A 22,693-nucleotide genomic window follows, 5' to 3' on the forward strand; every position below is an offset into this window, starting at 1 on the left:
AGAAAACCTTATATGCCGAATTGCTCAGAAAAGCCGCCCATTATTTTTGATATGGATGGAACCCTACTTGATCTTGCTTATGACGATTTCATCTGGAATGACCTGCTTCCCGTTCGTTATGCTGAAACGCATGGCTGCAGCCTGGAGCAAAGCCGAACAACGTTATATTCATTCTATCAAGAACATAATCATACCCTAAACTGGTACTCATCGCGCTTCTGGACGTCTAAAGTCGAAGTTGATGTTTTGGCGATGCAAATCGAGCATAAATCGAAAGTGGCATTAAGACCGCAGGCACTTGAGTTACTGGATTATCTCAAGGCTAATGGTTACCCGATCTGGTTAGCGACTAATGCTGACTGCGCAGGCTTAAATTTCAAGCTAGAACATACTCAACTTAGAGATTATTTTGATGTGATTGTCAGCTCAGAAACGATTGGCCATGCCAAGGAATTTGTTGAGTTTTGGCAAGGTTTAAATGCGCTATATCCTTTTGCCCCTGAGCAAGTGTATTTTATTGATGATACTGAAAAAGTCCTAAATGGTGCCAAAGCCTATGGTATTCAGAACCTGTTTAGTATCCAGCAACCCTCTTCCAGCAAAGTTGCCCGCGAGACTTGCAATTACCCGATGCTGCACCAATTAACAGATTTAATCCCTTATTTAAATCAGGCTGAGGTAAACAAGCAATATGCGTAAATCGTCTTTACCCGAAGATGCGGTAGGCATGCGTATAGACAAATGGCTGTGGGCAGCACGTTTTTTTAAAACCCGTTCCATTGCCAAGAATGCCATTGAAGGCGGTAAAGTGCATATTGGCGGCGAACGTGTCAAAGTCTCTCGCGAAGTCCGGATCGGCATGGAAATTACAGTTCAACAAGGCATCGACAAAAAAACGGTTGTTGTCAAAGAGCTGTCTGATGTTCGTGGACCTGCACCAGTTGCGCAAAAACTTTATGAAGAAACTGAAGTCAGTATTGCTCGACGGGAATTGATTGCATCACAAAGAAAGTTGCATAATCTAGCTCGTCCGGATCACCGACCAAGCAAAAAAGATCGCCGTGACATTAGTAGATTTAGAGACGAAAATAGTCAGTTATTTGACCAGCATTGGTCGTATAATGATGATTAAATTCAAGCGTCAGCGTATGTCGTTCATGCACTGACTTTTATAGAATATCAGGGAATTTTCTGTCACTATTACCCCTGTGGAAAGAGATCTAATTTAAGACATCCACTTGAGTACTAAGTAAGTGACATCGTATTGAGGTTGTAAGATGGATGAGAATAAAAACAAGGCGCTCAACGCTGCCTTAAGCCAAATTGAAAAACAGTTTGGTAAAAATACAGTAATGCGTCTTGGTGACAATACCGTTCAGGCAGTTGAAGCTGTTTCTACAGGTTCTTTAACGCTTGATATCGCACTCGGTATTGGTGGTTTACCTAAAGGCCGTATCGTAGAAATCTACGGTCCTGAATCATCAGGTAAAACCACAATGACATTACAAGCAATTGCTGAATGTCAAAAAGCCGGTGGTACTTGTGCATTCATCGATGCCGAGCACGCACTTGACCCTCAATATGCACGTAAGCTCGGTGTAGATATCGACAACCTGTTGGTATCACAGCCAGACCACGGTGAACAGGCACTTGAAATTGCTGACATGCTGGTACGTTCAGGTGCGATTGACCTGATCGTTGTCGACTCCGTTGCTGCCCTAACACCTCGCGCTGAGATTGAAGGTGAAATGGGCGACTCGCACATGGGTCTGCAAGCACGTTTGATGAGTCAGGCACTGCGTAAAATTACAGGTAACGCAAAGCGTTCAAACTGTATGGTGATCTTCATTAACCAGATCCGTATGAAGATTGGTGTGATGTTCGGTAGCCCTGAAACCACGACTGGTGGTAATGCACTGAAATTCTATGCTTCTGTTCGTCTTGATATCCGTCGTATCGGTCAAGTGAAAGAAGGCGACGAAATTGTTGGTTCGGAGACTAAAGTGAAAGTCGTGAAAAACAAAATGGCGCCTCCATTTAAAGAAGCGTTATTCCAGATTCTTTACGGTAAAGGTGTGAACCATCTTGGTGAATTGATTGATCTTGCTGTGCAACAGGATATTGTGAATAAAGCAGGTGCTTGGTATTCATATCAAGGTGACAAGATTGGCCAAGGTAAAAATAACACGATTCGTTATTTGGAAGAGCATAAAGAGCTTGCTGAAACCATCGAGAAACTTTTACGCGAACAGCTGTTAACTAAAGCCGTTCCTGTGGAAGAAAAAGATGAAGAAGAGCCAGCAGATTTTCTGGATGCATAATCCTTAAACGTCTTACAGAGCGCCCTACGGGGCGTTTTGTTATTATGGTGATGTAATAAGATGAATTGGGTTCACTATGTCAGATGCAAAGTTCACTAAGCTCCTGGATTATGAAGCGATCAAGCAGCAGTTTGGTGATGCTGATGAAGTCTCGCAGCCAGTAGTTACTGCCCAAGCTGATACCCTACCTGAGTTTGATCCTGAAGAAAGCTTATTTGGTGACAAGCAGGAAGATAAAAAGAAACCGGGCTTAACTGGCTCCCGTTTGCGTTCTTATGCCTTTGCGGTACTGACCCGTAAAGAATATGCCAAAGCAGAACTGATCGAAAAACTATGCTTATATGCAGAAGATCGCGCTGAAGTGCTAGAGCTTGTGGATGAGCTTTCCCGCGAGAATTACCAAAGTGACCAACGTGTCGCAGAAACTTTGCTTTCTAGCCAAAAGCGCAAAGGCAAAGGCCCAAATCAAATTAAAATGAAGCTCAAAAGTAAAAAGATTGATACAGCTTTGATTCTCGATGAACTCAAAGAAACCGACTGGGTTCAGCAAGCTTATGAGCTGAAGGTCAAAAAATATGGTACTGAAGTCACTAAAGATCCTAAAATCAAAGCCAAACAAATTCGCTTTTTGATGTATCGCGGTTTTGAAATGGATGCGATTATAAAAGCCATTAGTCGTAAAACTGAAGATTAATAGCCATCTGCATTTGACTAAACAATCTCCAAGTTTTCGAGTTAAATATTACTCATAACACTGTAGTCAGTCTTATCAAGAAAAGCTTTTCAAATCATTTCGAGTAATAGAGAGCATACGGATATTTTTCAAAGAAAAAGGTACGAAGTTCATCATAACGATCTAAACATTCATAAAGCCTAAATTGAGGTTTATTCCGTCCTTTTAGAAAAAGATTGATATGCATAAAGCCATTCACTGTCCGCTCATTAACTTTTTCAATTTGCGATAGTGCGATGACTGTAGTTTTAAAACCATGAATGCTTAAACTATTTGCATCTAACTCTATTCGATAACGCCATAATCGAACTATATACAAAAAAGACAGACAGCAAATTACAGCACACAATATGACCCGAAAAATTTGAATATTGAGTGATTGAAATTGAATGAGTAATAAGGGGGTTAAAACAGATAGAAATACAACCACCACATAGAAAATACTACGTGTGATTTTAAAATATAGAGTGGTAGAACTCGTAAAAGAAGTTTGCATAGTTTTTATTATAAAAATGGTGGCAACCCTACCAGCAAAGCTTCGGCACATCACAAATCTACTACCGTTGCTACCTTCCGGTCCTGGCGGGGTTCGTAAACCGTAATTGCGAAGTAACCGGCAGGGCTACCATTGCAAGAACAGAGTATAGAGATTTTTAATCAACTTGCAAGTAAGAATACCGAAAAATCTAGGATAAGCTATCCGTTTGATTATTTTAAAAACAATGTAGGATTAATTCAGGATTTTCTGTAAATCTGAGATACAAATTCCTGTCCGGAAAACCCCTCTAACTTTGTAAAAGCATGTTGCAATTCCCTGCAATGCCGTTTTAAATGTGTGGCATATACATTGAATAATTTATTTGATTGACCGCATTGAACGTCGGTCCATTCAAAACAATATGGATAGAATAGATGATGTTTAAAAAACATGTCTTATACACACTCAGCATGCTCTGCACCACTCCACTCTTTGCTGCAGTCCCGATTGAATCTCGCGGTTTAAGCCAAAGTGGTAATGGCTCAGCACCTGCCAGTACCATGCCTGCAATTGCTTCAGGGGTAGATACGCCGGTACAAACCAATATGAGCTGGCAATTACTGCAAAAAAATCAGCAACTGGAAAATGACATCCGTAGTTTACGCGGCAAGATTGAAGAACAGGACAATGAAATTCAATCACTGAAAAGTGAACTTGCGAATCGCTATGCCGATCTTGATCAACGTTTTGAGTTGTTACAGCAGAAGATTGATCCAGAATCACAAGGCACTGAGGAGGATAATCAACAGGATACTGCACCCAGTTCAGGGTCAAGCAACGGCAAGCTAAGCCAAGCTCAGACATCTACCACAACGTCTGCTCAACCTTCCGAGCTGGAAAAAGCAGCATATACCGTTGCTCTGGATGCCTATAAGAATGGCGGTGCAGCAAAAGCCATTGCACCGATGCAGAATTTCATCAAGAACAATCCAAACAGTGTCTATATCAGTAATGCCTACTTTTGGTTAGCTGAATTCAACCTGTCGATTGATCCGCCGAACTTCACCGAAGCGAAGCGAAATTATGCCATTGTGGCAGATCGTTATCCCAACTCAGCCAAAGCTGCTCGTGCTTTGTATCAGTTATATAATGTCAGTGAGGAAGTTGAGAAAAACAAGACTTTAGCGGCACAGTATAAGGCTCGTTTACTAAAGAATTATCCGCAGTCTGAAGAAGCTAAATTCTTTAAATAAAAATATTCAGAAATAAAAAAAAGACACCTCAATGGGTGTCTTTTTTTATAAATAGCTTATTAACGTACAATACCGCGTTTAGACTGCTCTAAAGAATCAAGCAAACGCTGTGCTTCAGCGACTTCTGGCAGAATCTCTGTACGAATTTTTTCAATCGCTTCTTGTGTAGTCAGACCTGATTTATAAATCAGCTTAAATGCCTCACGCAGACCATTGATCACATTTTTCGACCAACCTTTACGACGCATCCCTTCTACATTCATCGCAAATGCATGTGCAGGATTACCGGAAACCATCACATAAGCAGGCACATCTTTCAAAATCAGTGATGCACCGCCAATCATGCTATAAGAATCGATCTTACAGAATTGATGAATACCCGAGTTACCACCAACCACCACATAATCACCTACATGGACGTGGCCCGCAACACCTACGTTATTGGCAAAGATGTTGTAATCGCCCACCATACAGTCATGTGCAATATGGGTATTTACCATGAGCAGGTTATGACTGCCAATTTTGGTAATACCATTGTCCTGAACCGTACCGCGATGCAGACTGCAATGCTCACGAATCTTGTTATGATCGCCAATTTCCAGCCAGGTTTCTTCACCCGCATATTTCAGATCCTGACAAACTTCTCCCACACTCGCAAACTGGAAAATCTCATTATGTTCGCCAATGCGTGTGTATCCACCCACAACAACGTGTGAATGAAGTTTAGTACCTGTACCAATAGTGACATTTGGCCCGATGATACAGTAAGGACCAATTTGAACATCTGAAGCAATTACTGCAGATGCGTCAATAATGGCAGTTGGATGAATAAGGGAGTTATTGCTCATGCCTGCTCGACTTTCTGATGCGAAACCATAATTTCCGCGGTTGTTGCGACTACGCCATCTACTGTGGCAATACAATTATATTTGTAAATGCCACGTCTTTGCATCACTAATTCAGCTTTTAATACCAATTGGTCGCCTGCAACCACTTGTTTTTTAAATCTAACCTTCTCAGCACCCGCAAAAAGGAACAAAGAACCCTCTGTTGGAGTCTCATTATTCATGACGAAACCAAGAATACCTGCAACCTGCGCCAGCGCTTCAACAATCAAGACACCCGGCATAATTGGGTAATTCGGAAAATGGCCCTGCAAAAACTCTTCATTAATTGAAACGTTTTTATAACCCACGATGCCATTGTCAGTAATATCTACCACGCGATCCACAAGCAAGAACGGATAGCGATGTGGTAAATATTCACGAATCTTTTGAATGGTCATTGGCAATTCAGGCTTCGTGAATGTAGGCAAATTCGATTCTGTCATCATAATTATTTACGCAACTTAAATGTTGATTCAATGGACTCAATTTGAGACTGCATATGATCAAGGCGTTTAACCACCTGGGTCAATGGCACATCTGCTAATTGTCTTAAACGAACCACAGTGCGTTTCCACTTTTGATTTTCAAACAATCCGATACCAGAAGAATATTTTCCAGCTTCAGAAATATTATTTGTCACCATTGACATTCCAGTCAAAGATACATTATCGGCAATATTCAGGTGTCCTGAAATCGCTGTAGCTCCACCAATGATACAGTTTTTGCCAATCGTGGTACTACCTGCAATTGCAGTTTTTGCTGCAATCGCTGTATTGGCACCGATTTTAACGTTATGTGCGACTTGCACAAGGTTATCAATAATGACGCCATCTTCCAAAATGGTGTCATCCAGCGCACCACGGTCAATACTACAATTAGAGCCAATACGAACATCATCACCAATGTGTACTGAACCCAATTGTGCAATCCGGTTCCATTTACCTTGATAAGGAGCAAAACCAAAACCTTCACTGCCAATAACGCTATTGGCATGAATACGCACCCGGTCACCAATTTTTGTAGCACCGGTCAATGTCACATGTGCATCAATAAAACAGTCTTTACCAATTTCAACCTGATCATCAATTTGCACATGCGGTTGTACAATCGTATTAGCCCCTACTACACAATTTTCACCGATCACGACAAAGTGGCCAATATAGGCATCCTCCGCGATGACAGCCGAAGGATGAATCTGTGCAGTGCTTTCAATACCACGCTGGGTCTGCTTTTTTTCAAATACATGCGTTAGCATTGCAAAAGCAAGATAAGGATTCGCCACGACAATAAAATTCTGATGTGAACTGAGCTGCTCTTTCAGCTCAGCAGTCACAATCAGGGCACCCGCCTGGCTTTGAGCCGCCTGCTCAAGATATTTGTCAGCAGTAACAAATGCCAAATCTTGTGATGTTGCATGCTCAAGACTCGCCAAGCCTCTTAACTGCAAATCGGCCTGACCCACACACTCACCTTGTACTAGACGAGCGAGGTCAGCTAATAGAAGCTGTTGATGATTCATTGATTATTTAATTGCATTAACCTTTTGAATCATTTTATCAGTTAAATCATACTTAGGGTCATAGGCAAGCGCGCTATTTTTATTCAAAACCACATCCAGCTTATTTTCTTGACGTAACTGTTCAGCGACTTGTTTTACACGTGCATCAAATATCGTACGAACTTGCTGAATAGAACTTTGCGCACTCGCCTGTACAGATTGCTGTAATTGACCTAATTCTTTAAATTTTGCCTGATATTGCTCTTCAATCTTTTTCTTGTCTGCCGCACTCATATTTGGATTGGCCTGAGCACGCTGTTGAATAGCTTCTAATTCCTTATTAAGCTGTTCAATTTTGGTTGTTTGCGGCTTAATATTCTGCTGGAAAGTCGTGTTCTGCTGTTTTAGATAACTACTATTTTCTACCAGACGTTCCAGATCTATTACACCAACTCCGGCTGCTTGCACCGTCGAAGTTAAAGTTGCTATAGCGATACCCATCGCCACTATCATTTTTTTCATCTGTATTTCTCTATCCATAAAAATGGTCTTGTGAATAGTAATTTCTTACTACTCTACAAGACCAAGTAATATTCACTTTGGTGAATTAAATTAGAAAGTACGACCAATTTCGAATTGGATATTCTTGGTATCGTCGCCTTTCTTCTCATTTAATGGGAAGGCATAGCTAAGTGATAATGGGCCAATCATGGTAATCCATGTGAATCCAGCACCTACGCTATAACGCATATTTTCTGTATCAAAATCAAAATTATCTTTACAATATTTTTTGGCATCTACATCAGGATTGTTTTCATTTAGATATAGGCTGCCGCGAGGCACTGTACATTGTGTATCGAAAACTTGCGCACCTTCAGCAAAGATTACTGGTCGAACTTGACGTGCCCAATCCCCTTTAAACGGAACAGGTAATACCAATTCAGCACCAAACTGCACTAACGCATTACCACCTACTTCTTCAGGGTCATAATCACGTTGTTTGGATTCACTATAAGCAACGCCTGGATATCTTGGACCAAGCGTACTGTTTTCATAACCACGAACCGAACCAAAGCCACCTGCATAGAAGTTCTTATAGAAAGGCAGATCATTACCATAACCTAACTTACCATAACCACGTAGTACGAAGTCTCTACCTAATGGGAAGAATGCTTGTGCATCATAAGTGATTTTTTGATATTCAACATCACTACCTGGCAATGCCACTTCACCGTTAACACGGTGTGAAACACCAGATGTCGGGAACATTGGACGGTTCAAAGTATTATATGACCAACCTAAATTTAAATTATAGGTTAAGAAATCACCCTTAAACTCATTTGCATATGTTTGCCACTGATCATCATTAGGACCACATTTACCATCTGTAGTAGATAATCCTTGAGGACAATAACGTCCAATGCCCGAATCTTGACCACCATTTGCAAGTAGATAATCACGTACATATGTAGAAACATATGGACCTGTAGTAACATCAGTCTGATCAATATTCAAACCAATACTTAAGCTCTGATTTTCATCAATCGGATAACCAAAGTTAATACCACCACCGAAACTATCCGTCACATAGTTGTTAACGTTATAGTCATCATCCAACTTAGTTTTGCGATAGTAGAGGTTATAACCACGACGTACACCATCAATGGTGAAGTACGGATCGGTTACACTTAAATTATAGTAGTCTTGTGTTTCAGAGCGAGATAAGTCAATTGCAACACTATTCCCTGTACCCAAGAAGTTCGTTTGGCTTAAACCCGCCTGAAAAGTCACACCGCCACTTTGAGAGAAACCAACAGCCAGAGTACTGGTACCAGAATGCTGTTCTTCAACTGCCACATTTAAATCAATCTGGTCTGGTGAACCTGGAATACGCGCCGGTTTGATGTCGACGGTTTTAAAGAAACCTGTACGCTCTAAACGCACTTTAGACAGGTCAATTTTTTCATTGCTTGCCAGTGCGCTTTCCATTTGGCGCATTTCACGACGTAATACTTCATCTGCAGTTTTGCTATTACCAGTGAAATTAATGCGACGTACAGTCACCTGCTGACCTGGATTGATGTAATAGTTCAAATCAACCAGTTTGGTGTCTTTATTAATTTCTGGAACCACATTTACTTCTGCGAAGTAGTAACCGGCATTACCATATTTACGTAGTAACAACTGCTTAACGGCATTCACTTTTTCTTGTGAATAGATTTCACCGTTTTTATATAGTTGTAAAACTTTCAGCTCATCCGTTGAGTAAAGTGCATCGCCCAAGAATTTGGTTTCACCAAACTTGAACTGTTCACCTTCATCTACAGATACTTCAATGAAGACATGCTTTTTATCTTCACTCAGGTTCAGGCTCGAGTTATTAATATTGAAGTTGATATAACCACGGTTCAGGTACATGGCACGCAAAGCTTCAAGGCTCGCTGCCATTTTTTCACGTGCATAGCGATCATTGCGGGAAATAATCGAATTCCAAGAGCTTTCCTTAATTGCGAAAGCCTGCTTGATCTCATCTTCTTTAAAGACTGTATTACCAATGATGTTGATGTCAAAAACTTTGGCAGCCTTACCTTCAACAAATTCAATCAGCAGATCGACACGGTTGTTAGGCTTTGGCGTAGTCTTAACTGTAATATCTGCGTCATAACGACCTTGTTGCATGTATTGCTGTTCAAGCTCGGTTTCTACAGTTTGCAGTGCAGATTTTTTCAGGACCTCACCTTCCGTGAGACCCATTTTTTTCAAACCTTCTTCCAAAGCTTCTTTTGGAATCAGCTTGTTACCTTTCAGTTCAATCTTGGAAATAACAGGGCGTTCAACAACCTGGAATATTAAGGTATTACCAGCTTGTGTTGCCTTAATGTCATCAAACAAACCTGAGGCGTACAGACTACGGATCGCATTGGCAATAATAGGATCATTGACACGATCACCACTATTGATTGGCACCAGGCCATACACATTTTCGGGAGTGAGACGAACCAGTCCGTCAAATTTTATATCTTGTACTACGAACTCATCTGCCGCATATACTTGTTGTGCAACTGCCATAGCACTAACGAGTGCCAAAGGCATAAATAAATGTGTGTGCTGCATGCCAGTCTTTTCCGCTTGTTAATTTATTCCATCTACGTTGTTATAAACGCATAAAATCATTGAATAGTGCGAGTAACATCATACTACCCAGCAATACCATACCAATTTTTAAGCCAACCAATTGTATTTGTTCAGAAACAGGTTTACCACGTAATAATTCGATAAAATAGTAAACCAGATGTCCGCCATCAAGCATTGGAATCGGCAGTAAATTTAATATCCCTAAACTTACACTCATTAGCGCCATAAAGGAAATAAAAGTTTGCCATCCCATTTCCGCGCTTTGACCTGCCACTTTAGCAATCGTGATTGGACCAGATAAATTATCCAGACCGATCAGCCCACGTACCATTTTCACGATCGAATTCAGGATCATGGAAGATAGCTGCGTAGTTTTATCAAAAGCCATGACCAATGCTTCAGTCGGACTATATTGAATTGTTTGTTTGTATTCTGCCGGAATGGTGATTTTGCCTGGGTCACTTTGTACACCCAGCATACCGGTCACTTTACCCATATTGTCACGTTTCGCCTGTGGCATCACCTGCAAATGCACCACCTGGTTATTACGCAACACCTCTATTTTTAGTAATTTTTCTGGTGATGCCTGTACCACTTGTACTACATCAAACCAGTTTTTCATCGCCACACCATCAATGGCAATGATCTTATCACCTTCTTTCATCCCTTGACGGATCGCAGCACCATCTTCACTCAGCTTAGACACCACTGCCGGAATCTCAGGACGATACGGTATAAAACCCAAAGTATCTAATGGAGATTGTGATTGATCCTTTAGGAAGTTCTGAATTGGTAGATTAAAGTTTTTTAGCTGTCCATTACGTTCAGCCTGAATCGAAATTTGTCCGGTTTCACCGACACGATCCACCAAGGCATAATTCAGCTTTTCCCAAGTCGCAACTTGAGTCCCATCAACCGCAGTGATTTTGTCACCTTGCTGCATCTGTACCGTAGCAGCAGGTGTATTAGGAAGCACTTGTCCCACACGAGTGTTTAATTGCTCTTGCGCTGGCAGAAATAAAATCCAGAACAGGATCACGGCAAAGAAAAGATTGATTAACGGACCCGCTGCAACAATAGCGATACGCTTCCATGGATGTTGACGATTAAATGCTTTAGGCTTTTCTTCTTCAGGAACCTCACCCTCACGCTCATCCAGCATTTTGACATAGCCGCCAAACGGCAAAGCAGAAAGCTGATACTGAATACCAGATTTCTTTGAAGTCCATTTGATCAGCGTTGGGCCAAAGCCAATCGAATAAACCAGCACCTTCACGCCAAGTTTTCGCGCTACAAAGTAGTGTCCAAATTCATGGATCGCAATCAATGGACCCAATAACAGAATTGCAGCTGCGATAATAAACAAGGCGTTCATGTCTTAACTTCCTTTATTCACAACGAATTGACGTGCGATATCACGCGCCTGCTGATCAGCCTCAAGAATCACTTCCAGCTGATCTGCTGTCTGATTGTCCATCGAATTCAGCGTATGTTCAACTACCTGAGGAATTTGTGTGAAAGCAATTTTTTCATGCAAAAATGCTGCTACGGCAATTTCATTGGCTGCATTCAGAATTGCAGGTGTAATTCCGCCTTGCTGCATCGCTTGACGTGCAAGTTTTAATGCAGGAAAACGCTGGGTATCCGGTTGCTGGAAATTCAGTTGTGAATGTACAAATAAATCTAATGGCGCGACATGAGTACTGATCCGCTCTGGCCATGCCAAGGCATGTGCAATCGGGGTACACATATCCGGATTACCCATTTGCGCCAAAGTTGAACCATCTACATATTGAACCATGGAGTGAATAATACTCTGTGGATGCACAACAACTGTAACAAATTGTTCTTTTACCGCAAATAAATGACAGGCTTCAATCAGTTCTAAGCCTTTATTCATCAAAGTTGCGGAATCTACCGAGATTTTTTGTCCCATCGACCAGTTAGGATGTTTGCAGGCTTGAGCTGGTGTAACAGTTTGCAGCTGATCAAGTGTATGATTTAGGAATGGACCACCTGATGCAGTCAGCAGAATCTGCTGTACACCCAGTTTAGGCTTACCATTGCGTTCAGCATCGAAGTAATTGGCAGGTAAACACTGAAAAATTGCATTGTGTTCTGAGTCCACAGGTAGCAATAAAGCCCCATGGTCACGGGCGGCCTGCATCATGATGTCACCTGACATCACCAAGGCTTCTTTATTGGCCAGTAATACCCGTTTACCCGCTTTGACCGCAGCCAACGTTGGCAACAGACCAGCAGCGCCAACAATGGCCGCCATCACTACATCCACTTCTGGATGTTCGGCGACTGCGATCAAACCCGCTTCATCGTGGAGAATTTCAATGTCGGATAATTGCTGTTGTTTCAGTAATTCTGCCAGTTCATCGACTTTAGATGTTGGCACTACAGCAATTTTCGGTCGGAACTGCTTACAAATTTCGACCAGTTCTGCAATACGGCTTTGTGCAGTCACAGCATATACGCTGTAGGCTTCAGGATGTCGCTGCAGGATTTTTAAAGTACTTTGACCAATGGAACCTGTAGCACCTAATATACAAACAGCTTGTGACATTTATAAATCTACGCCAATAAGTTTTAAAACATACATGCCTGCAGCAAAAATCGGTGCTGCAGCAAGGAGAGAATCAATCCGGTCCAGTACACCACCATGTCCTGGCAGAATACGACCTGAATCTTTAATACCAGCACGACGTTTGATCATTGATTCAAACAAATCGCCTAGCACAGAACTAAATACGGTTAATACCGACAAAATCAGGAATAAAATCAGCTCAGGAACACTGATATCGAGGTAAAGTAATGCCACTGTAATGACAATCAGCATCGAAGTCACGATACCGCCATACAAACCTTCAACCGATTTGTTTGGACTGACATTTGGGGCAAGCTTTTTATTACCTAACTTGCGTCCAACAAAATAAGCACCACTATCTGCACCCCAAACCAACAGGAACAGATACATCAACCACCATGGTGAATTCTGCCAAACTGAATAGATCGCAGTGACAGCTGCTGAAATTAAGATCACGCCAATGCCATTTAAACTGACATTGTACCAGCCATCATATTCCGGATAGGATTTGACCCAATAGATGCTGAGGATCCAGGTTAGAATAGAAGCTGCCCATAGCAGCATGGAGATGTCTGCAAAATATAATGCAAGTGCTGAAAGAACTGCGGTGATTAAACCATAACCCCAAGCAAATGGCTTAATTACTTTTTTCCCTTGGCGTGGCATGAGTTTGAACCACTCATAACCGGCAACGCCTGCAGCAACGACCATCAACACAAACATTGGATAATATGAGGTAGTGGCAAACATACAACTGAGTACAACAGCCACCAATACCAATGCGGTTATAATCCGCTCTAACATGTATTAATTCTCAAGTTTTTCTTGCTGAATCTGCTCTGAGGTCTTACCAAACCGACGTTCACGTCCACCAAATACGGCAAACGCATCATCTAATTCTTCTGTGGTAAATTCTGGCCACAAGGTCTCAGTGAAATACAGTTCCGCATAAGCCGCCTGCCAGAGCAGAAAGTTGGATAAACGGAAATCACCACCGGTACGGATTAACAGATCCACAGGCGGTAAATCACTAAGGCTTACATATTGACCAAAGACATCAGTATCAATTGCATCAAGTTCTAATTTATTTGTTAAAACATCCGCGGCAATTCGCTTCGCAGCCTGCGCCATATCCCACATACCACCATAACTAATGGCAATTGTGAGCGTCATGCTATCGAACTTAGCAGTCCTTTCCTCCGCATGCAACATTAAAGCTTGCAGTTCAGGAGATAAACGACTACGGTCGCCGATAAAGCGCAATGCAATATTGAATTTTTCCATACGCGGTAGCTGTTCATTGATTGTGTCTTCAAGCAATCGCATGAGCAGATCCACTTCAAACTGCGGACGATTCCAGTTTTCACTAGAAAAGGCAAATACAGTTAAAGCCTGGATATTTCTTTTTCTACAGTGTTCTACAATCGGGTCAAGGACGCTTTTACCTTCACGGTGTCCTTCACCTTTTTGCATCTGATTTTTTTTGGCAAAACGGTTGTTGCCATCCATGATGATGGCAACATGTTTTGGAAGACGGGGACTTTCTTCAGTAACGGTCATTGATGAATTAGACCTTCATCAATTCAGCTTCTTTTGCAGCTAAACGTTTGTCAACTTCAGCAACATATTTATCTGTAACTTTCTGGATTTCATCAGAAGCACGACGCTCTTCATCTTCAGAAATTTCTTTCTCTTTCAATAAAGCTTTGATGTCGCCCAATACATCACGACGGATGTTACGGATTGCAACTTTTGCGTTTTCTGCTTCGTTACGTGCAACTTTTTGCATATCACGACGTGTTTCTTCAGTCAATGCAGCCATTGGTACACGGATTGCATCAGCAGTAATCGGGTTAAGGCCCAAATCCGATTCACGGATCGCTTTATCGATTGCCGCAACCATTGAACGTTCAAATGGTTGAACCAGCAATGTACGTGAATCTTCAACACCGACGTTGGCAACCTGGTTCAATGGCACGTCAGAGCCATAGTAAGGAACCATGACACCGTTCAGAATCGATGGATGCGCACGTCCCGTACGAACTTTTGCAAAACCATGCTCTAACGAGTCAAGTGACTTGTTCATACGGTCTTCTGCGTCTTTTTTAAGATCGTTAATCATATGATCTTCCTTACTTAATTCTAAAAAATGTAATAGCTAAATTTGTGACTAGTATAAATGGCTTGAAGGCTCACGTCATTAATTGGTGACGTGAGTACCCTCTTTTTCACCCATAACAACGGACAATAAAGCACCAGACTTGTTCATATCGAATACTTGTAATGGCACGTTGTGGTCACGGCATAGGCAGATTGCTGTTAAATCCATCACACCTAGTTTTTCATCAAGCACTTGGTCAAAGGTTAGTGTTTCGTATTTTACTGCATCTTCGAATTTGCTTGGGTCTTTGTTGTAAACACCATCAACCTTGGTAGCTTTCAGAATCAGGTCTGCTTCGATTTCAATACCGCGCAAGCAAGCTGCTGTATCAGTTGTGAAGAATGGGTTACCTGTACCTGCAACGAATACACAAACTTCACCACGAGTCAGGTGACGAATTGCATCACGGCTTGAATAAGATTCTACAACTGTGCCAATTGGCAGTGCTGATAGTAAACGTGTCTTGATGTTACGACGTACCAGTGCATCACGTAGCGCCAGACCGTTCATCACAGTTGCCAGCATACCCATTTGGTCACCGGTTACACGACCAACCAGACCATCTTTTTGCAATTGGCTACCACGGTACAAGTTACCGCCACCAACAACAATACCAACCTGAACACCCAAACCGACCAAGTGCGCAATTGCTAAAGACATCTGGTCAAGGATTGGCGCATCAATACCCATGTCCTTGTTACCAGCAAGCGCTTCACCTGAAAGTTTCAGCAAAATACGGCCAAAACGCGGCTTTTTAGAATCCAACATCATCAAACTCCAAATTATTTCATTAATTTTATCTAAGTATTAAGCTGATTTAATCGAAATCAGTTTTGCAAACAAGTCATATTCGTCTGCATCGGTAATTTCGACTTCAAGCAAATCACCTGTCTTAATCAGGCTCTTGTCTATATCTTCAACAAATACATTACCATCAATCTCTGGTGCATCAGCATAAGAACGCGCCACAGCAACTGGGAATTCTTCTTCCAGATCATCGACTAGCACAGTCATCTTCTGACCGATACGTTTTTGCAGTTTCGCTGCTGAGATCGCTTGCTGAACTTGCATGAAGCGTTCATAACGTTCTTGCTTGATTTCTTCTGGCACGTGATCTGGCAAATCGTTCGCCGCTGCACCTTCAACTGGTGAATAGGTGAAGCAACCCACGCGATCCAGCTGAGCTTCTTGCAACCAGTCCAGTAGTATTTGGAAGTCTTCTTCGGTTTCGCCTGGGAAGCCCACCACGAATGTCGAACGGATCACCAGCTCAGGACATTTTTCACGCCATACTTTCAGACGCTCTAATGTATTTTCACTGTGCGCAGGACGCTTCATCAGCTTCAATACTTTAGGGCTTGCGTGCTGGAATGGAATATCCAGATAAGGCAGAGTTTTGCCTTGTGCCATCAGGTCAATGACTGCATCCACATGTGGATATGGGTAGACATAGTGCAGACGCACCCAGATGCCTAACTGACCCAGTGCTTCACACATGTCATAGAATTTGGTTTTAACTGGCTGGCCGTTCCAGAAATCCAGCTTGTATTTGGTATCTACACCATAAGCAGAAGTATCTTGGGAGATCACGAGTACTTCTTTGACACCAGCACGTTTTAGCGCTGCAGCTTCTTCAAGCACAGAACCGACTGGACGCGATACTAAATCACCACGCATGCTTGGGATAATGCAGAAAGTACAACGGTGGTTACAGCCTTCTGATATTTTCAAGTACGCATAGTGTTTCGGAGTAAGACGAATGCCTTGCTCAGGGACTAAATCAATAAATGGATTGTGTTTTGGCGGTTCAGGGACATATTCATGCACCGCATCCATGACTTCTTCATATGCCGCAGCACCTGTCACTTTCAGGACATTTGGGTGCATTTGGCGAATCTTGTCTTCGTCTTTACCTAGACAACCTGTTACGATAACACGACCATTCGAGCTCATCGCTTCACCGATGGCGTCTAGAGACTCTTGTACTGCAGATTCAATAAAACCACAGGTGTTTACAACTACTAAATCAGCACCGTCATAATCCGATGCGACATCATAACCTTCAGTTTTCAACTGAGTTAAAATTCGTTCAGAATCTACCAATGCCTTAGGACAACCTAAAGAAACAAAACCGACTTTGGGGGACTTCATGAATCTGCGCTCCACTAGAATGCGCGTATTGTATGTCTTTTCGAAACATAAAAACAGTTGAAATGGCGACTGATTACATCAAGCACCAAAATAAAGCCATAAAATATTCAATATAATTATACACGCACCAAAATTGAACATTTATGATTTACACACTGTTTTTTATCAGCTATACCATTAGTGAATCATGCATCTTCATGACTCCACTTCTATTTCATTGCAATAATTTAGGGATTATTTAAAAAGTTGGCGTGCATTTTGCTTAATGTGCATCAAATGAGAACTTAAGACTTTAAATTTTGCTTTATGAAGATGCCATTGCGCTATTTTAATACAGGAAAACCACCGCTAATGGATCAGCCCCTTTCCATCGACTATCGCCTTCTGGTGGACAACCTGACCACTGCTGTCATGCTAGTTGATAGCAACCTGAATATCTATTATTTGAATACTGCCTGCGAGGCAATGTTTGATATCAGCTTGTTACGCGCGTCTGGCACACCAGTATTAAACATCCTGCAAGCACCTACAGATGAGTTCAATACTGAAGAATCGCTGTATAACACGCTGCATACTGGACAACCCTATACTCGCCGTGAGGCGACGATTATCGTCAACTTTAAAGATATTCATGTGGATTACACGGTTTCTCTACTCAATGCAGGCAAACCTCACCATCCTTTACTCCTGATTGAACTAAATCAGCGTGACCGCATGCTGAAAATCTCGCGTGAAGAAAACTATATCCAGCAACATCAGGTCGCTCGCCAGTTGATTCGCGGTGTCGCACACGAAATTAAAAACCCGCTTGGTGGTATTCGTGGTGCAACACAGCTTCTAGCACGTAGCCTAGATGATCCAAAATATAAAGAATTTACCGACATCATTATCAGTGAAGTAGATCGCCTGAGAAATCTGGCGGATAGTATGCTGGGATCGCGTCAATTACCAAGTTATGAAATGGTCAATGTGCATGAGCCGCTAGAACGTGTCCGCTCACTGATTGTAAATCAGACCAAAAAGAAAATTAAAATCACCCGGGACTATGACTTGTCCTTACCAGAAGTTTTGGCAGACCGGGATCAACTGATTCAAGTCATGCTAAACATCTGCGTCAATGCAGTTCAGGCGATGACTGAAAATAAAGATTTCTTTGTCGAGCATCAGCCTGAACTGGTGTTAAGAACCCGGATCCAGCGTTTATATACCATTAATGGCGTAATACATCGCTCAGTAGTACGTATTGACATTGAAGACAATGGTCCGGGCGTTCCAGACGATATTATTGAAGCCGTTTTCTACCCACTTGTGACCAGCCGCGCCAAAGGAACCGGCCTGGGCCTCAGTATTGCTCAAAATATAATGCACCAACATAACGGAATGATTGAATGCCAGTCAGTTCCAGGAAAAACCGTATTTAGCTTATTTTTACCTTGGGAGTCAGATCATGTCGCGAAATAAAATATGGGTGATTGATGACGATCGTGCCATGCGTTGGGTACTAGAAAAAACATTCAAAGAAGAAGGTTTCGACGTCACCAGTTTTGAAGAAGCCCAGTCAGCACTTGATCAGTTGGGTGTGGATGCACCAGATGTGATCCTGACCGATATCCGTATGCCGGGTATCGACGGTCTGACCTTTTTGGGTAAAGTGAAAAATACCAATCCTGATCTGCCTGTCATTATTATGACAGCGCACTCGGATCTAGAATCTGCAGTGTCGAGTTATCAGACGGGTGCATTTGAGTATTTGCCAAAACCCTTCGATATTGATGAAGCGCTAGCATTGGTAAATCGTGCCATCCTGCACATCACCAAATTACAACAGCAGGAATCTGCGAAAGCAGCGCCTACGATTCAATCGACTGAAATAATCGGTGAATCACCTGCGATGCAGGAAGTTTTCCGTGCCATTGGCCGTTTGTCTCAGTCGCATATCACAGTGCTGATTAATGGTGAATCAGGTACCGGTAAAGAACTGGTAGCTCATGCCCTGCACCGCCATTCACCACGTAGCAATAAGCCGTTTATTGCATTGAACATGGCGGCAATTCCAAAAGACCTGATCGAGACTGAATTATTCGGTCATGAGAAAGGTGCTTTCACAGGCGCGAATACACAACGTCAAGGCCGTTTCGAACAGGCTAATGGCGGCACGCTGTTCCTGGATGAAATTGGTGATATGCCATTTGAAACCCAGACACGTTTACTACGTGTATTGGCAGATGGTGAGTTCTACCGTGTCGGCGGTCATATTCCGGTAAAAGTTGATGTGCGAATCGTGGCAGCAACGCATCAGGATCTGGAAAAGCTGGTGCATGATGGCCGCTTCCGTGAAGACTTATATCACCGTCTGAATGTGATCCGTATTCATATTCCGAAACTGGCACATCGTTCTGAAGATATCCCAATGCTGGCGCAGCACTTCCTGGCGCGTGCAGGAAAAGAACTCGGTGTCAATCCGAAGATTCTGCGTCCTGAAACTCAGGAATATATGCAGAAGCTGCCTTGGCAAGGGAATGTACGTCAGCTAGAAAACACCTGTCGCTGGTTAACTGTGATGATCACAGGTCGTGAAGTCTATCCTGAAGACTTACCACCTGAATTGAAACAGATTCCAATTCAGCAAGACAACGGCGCACCAATTCCAAATCTGAATCAGGTTGCACCACATCATTGGGATGAGTTACTCAATCAATGGGCGATTCAAAAGCTGAAAAATGGCGAGATGAAGATTCTGGACATTGCAACACCAATGTTTGAGCGCACACTGATCAATGCTGCACTTCAGCAAACCCGTGGCCGTAAACGCCATGCAGCTGAGCTACTTGGCTGGGGTCGTAATACCCTTACCCGTAAGCTGAAAGAGCTAGGCATGGACAGTGCTGATGATGACGTCGAAGAAGAAGTTGAAGGTTAATTTTTATAGTTAGCATTTAAAAAAAGCGCCAATTGATTTGGCGCTTTTTTCATTTTGAGATTTAAGCAGTAAGTCCGATGTAACGTGAATAACCTTCCACACCCAGATCAGACTTTAAGATGATAAATTCCGGATAAGTACTTGCTGTTAGTTCTGCAAACATATTTAGCTGGTCATCATTCGCATGCAAATCATCAACTGTATGCTGCATGGTCTGCTCAAACTCATCAGTGATATATTCAAAGCCAATATCCATGGCAATAAACAAAGTATGCTCACATGGCTGGATATATTGTTCTTCTTGCCAATTAATAATCTCTTGATAGCAATGTGGGCAAGCGATATTGTCAGTGGCTTGGATGTCGAGTTCTACAAGTTGATATGGCATCTTTAATGTCTAAATTCAGGACTTTCATTATTTTAACAAACGATTGAATATGAAATCTAATCATTATGACTTTCTCTCTCCTTTTAGGAGAGGGTCAGGCAGCGGTCTACTTATAAGTAAAATAAATCCCACCACACAACTTTCATAAAAATAATTTGCCATAAAAAACCCGCACTCAGCGGGTTTTTTTATTACTTTAAAATCTTAAGCAGATTTTTTCGCTTGAGCATTCTTACGAATAGTAATCATCACCAATTGAACTGCTGCTGGTGTTACACCCGGAATACGACTTGCTTGAGCAAGTGTTTCAGGACGAATATCTTTTAACTTCAATGTGATTTCACGAGAAAGACCAGATACCACATCGTAATCAAAATCAGCAGGAATCTTGGTTTCTTCCAGACGTTTCATTTGTGCCACGTCTTGATGCTGACGGTTGATATAACCTTCGTATTTCACCGCAATCTCAATCTGATCACCAACTTGTGCTGAAACTTCAGAACCAGTCAATTCAGCAATTTGAGCAAATGTAATGTTTGGACGTTTCAGCAAATCAATCGCAGAACATTCTTTAGAAAGATCAGCACCAGTCATTTCCACGAACTTTTTACCCATTGAGTTGTTTGGCGCAGCCCAAAGGTGTTGCAAACGACCTGTTTCTTTCTCTACAGCTTCCATTTTTTCACAGTAAGCTGCCCAACGTTCATCATCTACCAGACCCATTTCACGTCCAATTGGTGTTAAACGTTGATCCGCATTGTCTTCACGCAGCATCAAACGATATTCCGCACGTGAAGTAAACATACGGTACGGTTCTTTGGTACCCAAAGTAATCAGGTCATCAACCAGCACACCCATGTACGCTTCATCACGTTTTGGTGTCCATTGTTCTTGATCCCATGCACGGCGTGCAGCGTTCAGACCTGCAAGCAAACCTTGAGCACCCGCTTCTTCATAACCTGTTGTACCATTGATCTGACCAGCAAAATACAAGTTATTGATCGCTTTAGTTTCAAGTGTGAATTTCAACGCTTGGGGGTTGAAATAATCGTACTCAATTGCATAACCTGGACGAAGAATGTGTGCATTCTCCATACCACGGATTGAGCGTACTAATTCAAACTGAACATCAAATGGCAATGAAGTAGAAATACCATTTGGATAAAGCTCATGCGTATCCAGACCTTCAGGCTCAAGGAATACTTGATGTGAGTCTTTATCAGCAAATTTATGAATTTTGTCTTCAATCGATGGGCAGTAACGTGGACCTACACCTTCAATCACACCTGTGTACATTGGTGAACGGTCTAAACCGCCACGGATAATATCATGGGTACGTTCATTGGTATGCGTGATATAGCAGTTTACTTGCTCTGGATGCATGGATGCATCACCCATGAATGACATGGTTGGAGATGGAAAATCACCCGGCTGTGGTGTCATCACAGAGAAATCTACTGAACGCGCATCAATACGTGGTGGCGTACCCGTTTTTAAACGACCTACAGGCAAGTTTAATTCACGTAAACGATGTGCCAATGAAATTGATGGAGGATCACCGGCACGACCACCTGAAGCATTGTTTAGACCGATGTGAATCACACCACCTAAGAAGGTACCAGCAGTTAACACCACAGTTTTCGCATCAAAGCGAATACCCATTTGGGTCACTACACCTTTAACGGTATCGCCTTCAACAATCAGGTCATCTGCCGCTTGCTGAAAAATATCCAGGTTCGCTTGATTTTCTAAAGTCTCACGAATCGCCGCTTTATAGCGTACACGATCCGCCTGCGCACGTGTTGCACGTACCGCAGCACCTTTACGTGAGTTCAGGATACGGAACTGGATACCACCTTTATCAGCAGCAAGTGCCATGGCACCGCCTAAGGCATCAATTTCACGTACTAAGTGCGATTTACCAATACCACCGATGGCCGGGTTACAGCTCATCTGCCCTAAAGTCTCAATGTTGTGAGTTAAGAGTAAAGTCTGTCGACCCATACGTGCTGCAGCCAATGCTGCTTCCGTACCTGCGTGACCGCCACCGATAACAATGACATCGTATACTTTAGGATAGTGCATAGTGGTAAATAGAGAGATAGAAAAAGGATAGCTGAACATTATAGCAAACTTCGCTCCAAAGTTGACAAATTCAGTGGAATTAATTCA

21 protein-coding genes and 1 other RNA gene are annotated in these 22,693 nt (G+C 42.3%); 7 read left to right on the forward strand and 15 right to left on the reverse strand.

From position 1 onward, the window contains the following. The first annotated feature begins 12 nt into the window (after positions 1-12). The 4 genes from BS636_RS14145 (at position 13) to BS636_RS14160 (ending at position 3,015) form a co-directional block, all read left to right on the forward strand. A complete protein-coding gene (locus BS636_RS14145; RefSeq protein WP_099339361.1) occupies positions 13-699 on the forward strand; it encodes an HAD-IA family hydrolase in 687 nt (228 codons plus the stop codon). Then, positions 692-1,132 carry an RNA-binding S4 domain-containing protein gene (locus tag BS636_RS14150; RefSeq protein ID WP_099339362.1) on the forward strand — a complete coding sequence of 147 codons (441 nt, stop codon included), beginning with the start codon at positions 692-694 and terminating at the stop codon, positions 1,130-1,132. The genes BS636_RS14145 and BS636_RS14150 overlap by 8 nt, the downstream gene beginning before the upstream one ends. A gap of 145 nt (positions 1,133-1,277) precedes the next feature. Continuing rightward, on the forward strand, positions 1,278-2,321 hold the full coding sequence (recA, locus tag BS636_RS14155) for a recombinase RecA (RefSeq protein WP_099339363.1): 1,044 nt from the start codon (positions 1,278-1,280) through the stop codon (positions 2,319-2,321). Between the two features lie 76 nt (positions 2,322-2,397). Further along, entirely contained in the window at positions 2,398-3,015 is a 618-nt protein-coding gene (locus tag BS636_RS14160; RefSeq protein ID WP_099339364.1) for a regulatory protein RecX, read from the forward strand. A gap of 561 nt (positions 3,016-3,576) precedes the next feature. On the opposite strand, the gene ffs is transcribed toward BS636_RS14160, so the two are convergent. After that, positions 3,577-3,673: signal recognition particle sRNA small type (gene ffs / locus BS636_RS14165), an RNA gene on the reverse strand. Positions 3,674-3,966: 293 nt separating this feature from the next. Between ffs and BS636_RS14170 the strand changes: the two genes are divergently transcribed. Beyond that, positions 3,967-4,785 carry a YbgF trimerization domain-containing protein gene (locus BS636_RS14170; protein ID WP_099339365.1) on the forward strand — a complete coding sequence of 273 codons (819 nt, stop codon included), beginning with the start codon at positions 3,967-3,969 and terminating at the stop codon, positions 4,783-4,785. A gap of 59 nt (positions 4,786-4,844) precedes the next feature. On the opposite strand, the gene lpxA is transcribed toward BS636_RS14170, so the two are convergent. The 12 genes from lpxA to rimO all read right to left on the reverse strand — a co-directional run bounded on the left by lpxA (position 4,845) and on the right by rimO (position 17,213). After that, the gene (lpxA, locus tag BS636_RS14175) at positions 4,845-5,633 is read right to left on the reverse strand and encodes an acyl-ACP--UDP-N-acetylglucosamine O-acyltransferase (RefSeq protein ID WP_099339366.1); all 789 of its coding nucleotides are present in this window, start codon (positions 5,631-5,633) and stop codon (positions 4,845-4,847) included. Beyond that, positions 5,630-6,115, reverse strand: a complete 486-nt coding sequence (gene fabZ, locus BS636_RS14180) for a 3-hydroxyacyl-ACP dehydratase FabZ (RefSeq protein ID WP_171266097.1) — start codon at positions 6,113-6,115, stop codon at positions 5,630-5,632. Before fabZ ends, lpxA begins: the two co-directional genes overlap by 4 nt. Before the next feature lie 5 nt (positions 6,116-6,120). After that, positions 6,121-7,191, reverse strand: coding sequence for a UDP-3-O-(3-hydroxymyristoyl)glucosamine N-acyltransferase (lpxD, locus tag BS636_RS14185; protein WP_099339368.1), 1,071 nt, complete (start codon positions 7,189-7,191; stop codon positions 6,121-6,123). 3 nt (positions 7,192-7,194) lie between these two features. Beyond that, a complete protein-coding gene (locus tag BS636_RS14190) occupies positions 7,195-7,692 on the reverse strand; it encodes an OmpH family outer membrane protein (protein WP_099339369.1) in 498 nt (165 codons plus the stop codon). Positions 7,693-7,782: 90 nt separating this feature from the next. Further along, a complete protein-coding gene (gene bamA / locus BS636_RS14195) occupies positions 7,783-10,284 on the reverse strand; it encodes an outer membrane protein assembly factor BamA (protein ID WP_099339370.1) in 2,502 nt (833 codons plus the stop codon). A gap of 40 nt (positions 10,285-10,324) precedes the next feature. Continuing rightward, positions 10,325-11,680: an RIP metalloprotease RseP gene (rseP, locus tag BS636_RS14200; protein WP_099339371.1), complete on the reverse strand. Its 1,356-nt coding sequence runs from the start codon at positions 11,678-11,680 to the stop codon at positions 10,325-10,327. A gap of 3 nt (positions 11,681-11,683) precedes the next feature. Beyond that, positions 11,684-12,880: a 1-deoxy-D-xylulose-5-phosphate reductoisomerase gene (gene ispC, locus BS636_RS14205; RefSeq protein WP_099339372.1), complete on the reverse strand. Its 1,197-nt coding sequence runs from the start codon at positions 12,878-12,880 to the stop codon at positions 11,684-11,686. Next, entirely contained in the window at positions 12,881-13,705 is an 825-nt protein-coding gene (locus BS636_RS14210; protein ID WP_099339373.1) for a phosphatidate cytidylyltransferase, read from the reverse strand. A 3-nt stretch (positions 13,706-13,708) separates the two neighbouring features. Continuing rightward, positions 13,709-14,461, reverse strand: a complete 753-nt coding sequence (uppS, locus tag BS636_RS14215; RefSeq protein WP_099339374.1) for a polyprenyl diphosphate synthase — start codon at positions 14,459-14,461, stop codon at positions 13,709-13,711. Between the two features lie 7 nt (positions 14,462-14,468). Next, positions 14,469-15,023: a ribosome recycling factor gene (gene frr / locus BS636_RS14220; protein WP_099339375.1), complete on the reverse strand. Its 555-nt coding sequence runs from the start codon at positions 15,021-15,023 to the stop codon at positions 14,469-14,471. A gap of 78 nt (positions 15,024-15,101) precedes the next feature. Next, on the reverse strand, positions 15,102-15,830 hold the full coding sequence (gene pyrH, locus BS636_RS14225) for a UMP kinase (RefSeq protein ID WP_004812647.1): 729 nt from the start codon (positions 15,828-15,830) through the stop codon (positions 15,102-15,104). Positions 15,831-15,869: 39 nt separating this feature from the next. Next, complete coding sequence (gene rimO / locus BS636_RS14230) at positions 15,870-17,213, reverse strand: 30S ribosomal protein S12 methylthiotransferase RimO (protein ID WP_099339376.1); 1,344 nt, start codon at positions 17,211-17,213, stop codon at positions 15,870-15,872. Positions 17,214-17,564: 351 nt separating this feature from the next. Here rimO and glnL point away from each other — a divergent pair, with 351 nt between their 5' ends. Both glnL and glnG read left to right on the forward strand, forming a co-directional pair. Continuing rightward, positions 17,565-18,674: a nitrogen regulation protein NR(II) gene (gene glnL, locus BS636_RS14235; RefSeq protein WP_099339377.1), complete on the forward strand. Its 1,110-nt coding sequence runs from the start codon at positions 17,565-17,567 to the stop codon at positions 18,672-18,674. Continuing rightward, positions 18,661-20,133: a nitrogen regulation protein NR(I) gene (glnG, locus tag BS636_RS14240; RefSeq protein WP_071320556.1), complete on the forward strand. Its 1,473-nt coding sequence runs from the start codon at positions 18,661-18,663 to the stop codon at positions 20,131-20,133. Before glnL ends, glnG begins: the two co-directional genes overlap by 14 nt. A gap of 61 nt (positions 20,134-20,194) precedes the next feature. On the opposite strand, the gene BS636_RS14245 is transcribed toward glnG, so the two are convergent. After that, positions 20,195-20,521 carry a hypothetical protein gene (locus BS636_RS14245; RefSeq protein ID WP_099339378.1) on the reverse strand — a complete coding sequence of 109 codons (327 nt, stop codon included), beginning with the start codon at positions 20,519-20,521 and terminating at the stop codon, positions 20,195-20,197. Between the two features lie 204 nt (positions 20,522-20,725). Then, complete coding sequence (gene mnmG, locus BS636_RS14250; RefSeq protein WP_099339679.1) at positions 20,726-22,606, reverse strand: tRNA uridine-5-carboxymethylaminomethyl(34) synthesis enzyme MnmG; 1,881 nt, start codon at positions 22,604-22,606, stop codon at positions 20,726-20,728. Between the last annotated feature and the right edge of the window lie 87 nt (positions 22,607-22,693).

This window comes from Acinetobacter sp. LoGeW2-3, assembly GCF_002688565.1.
In the GTDB taxonomy this organism is placed as follows: domain Bacteria; phylum Pseudomonadota; class Gammaproteobacteria; order Pseudomonadales; family Moraxellaceae; genus Acinetobacter.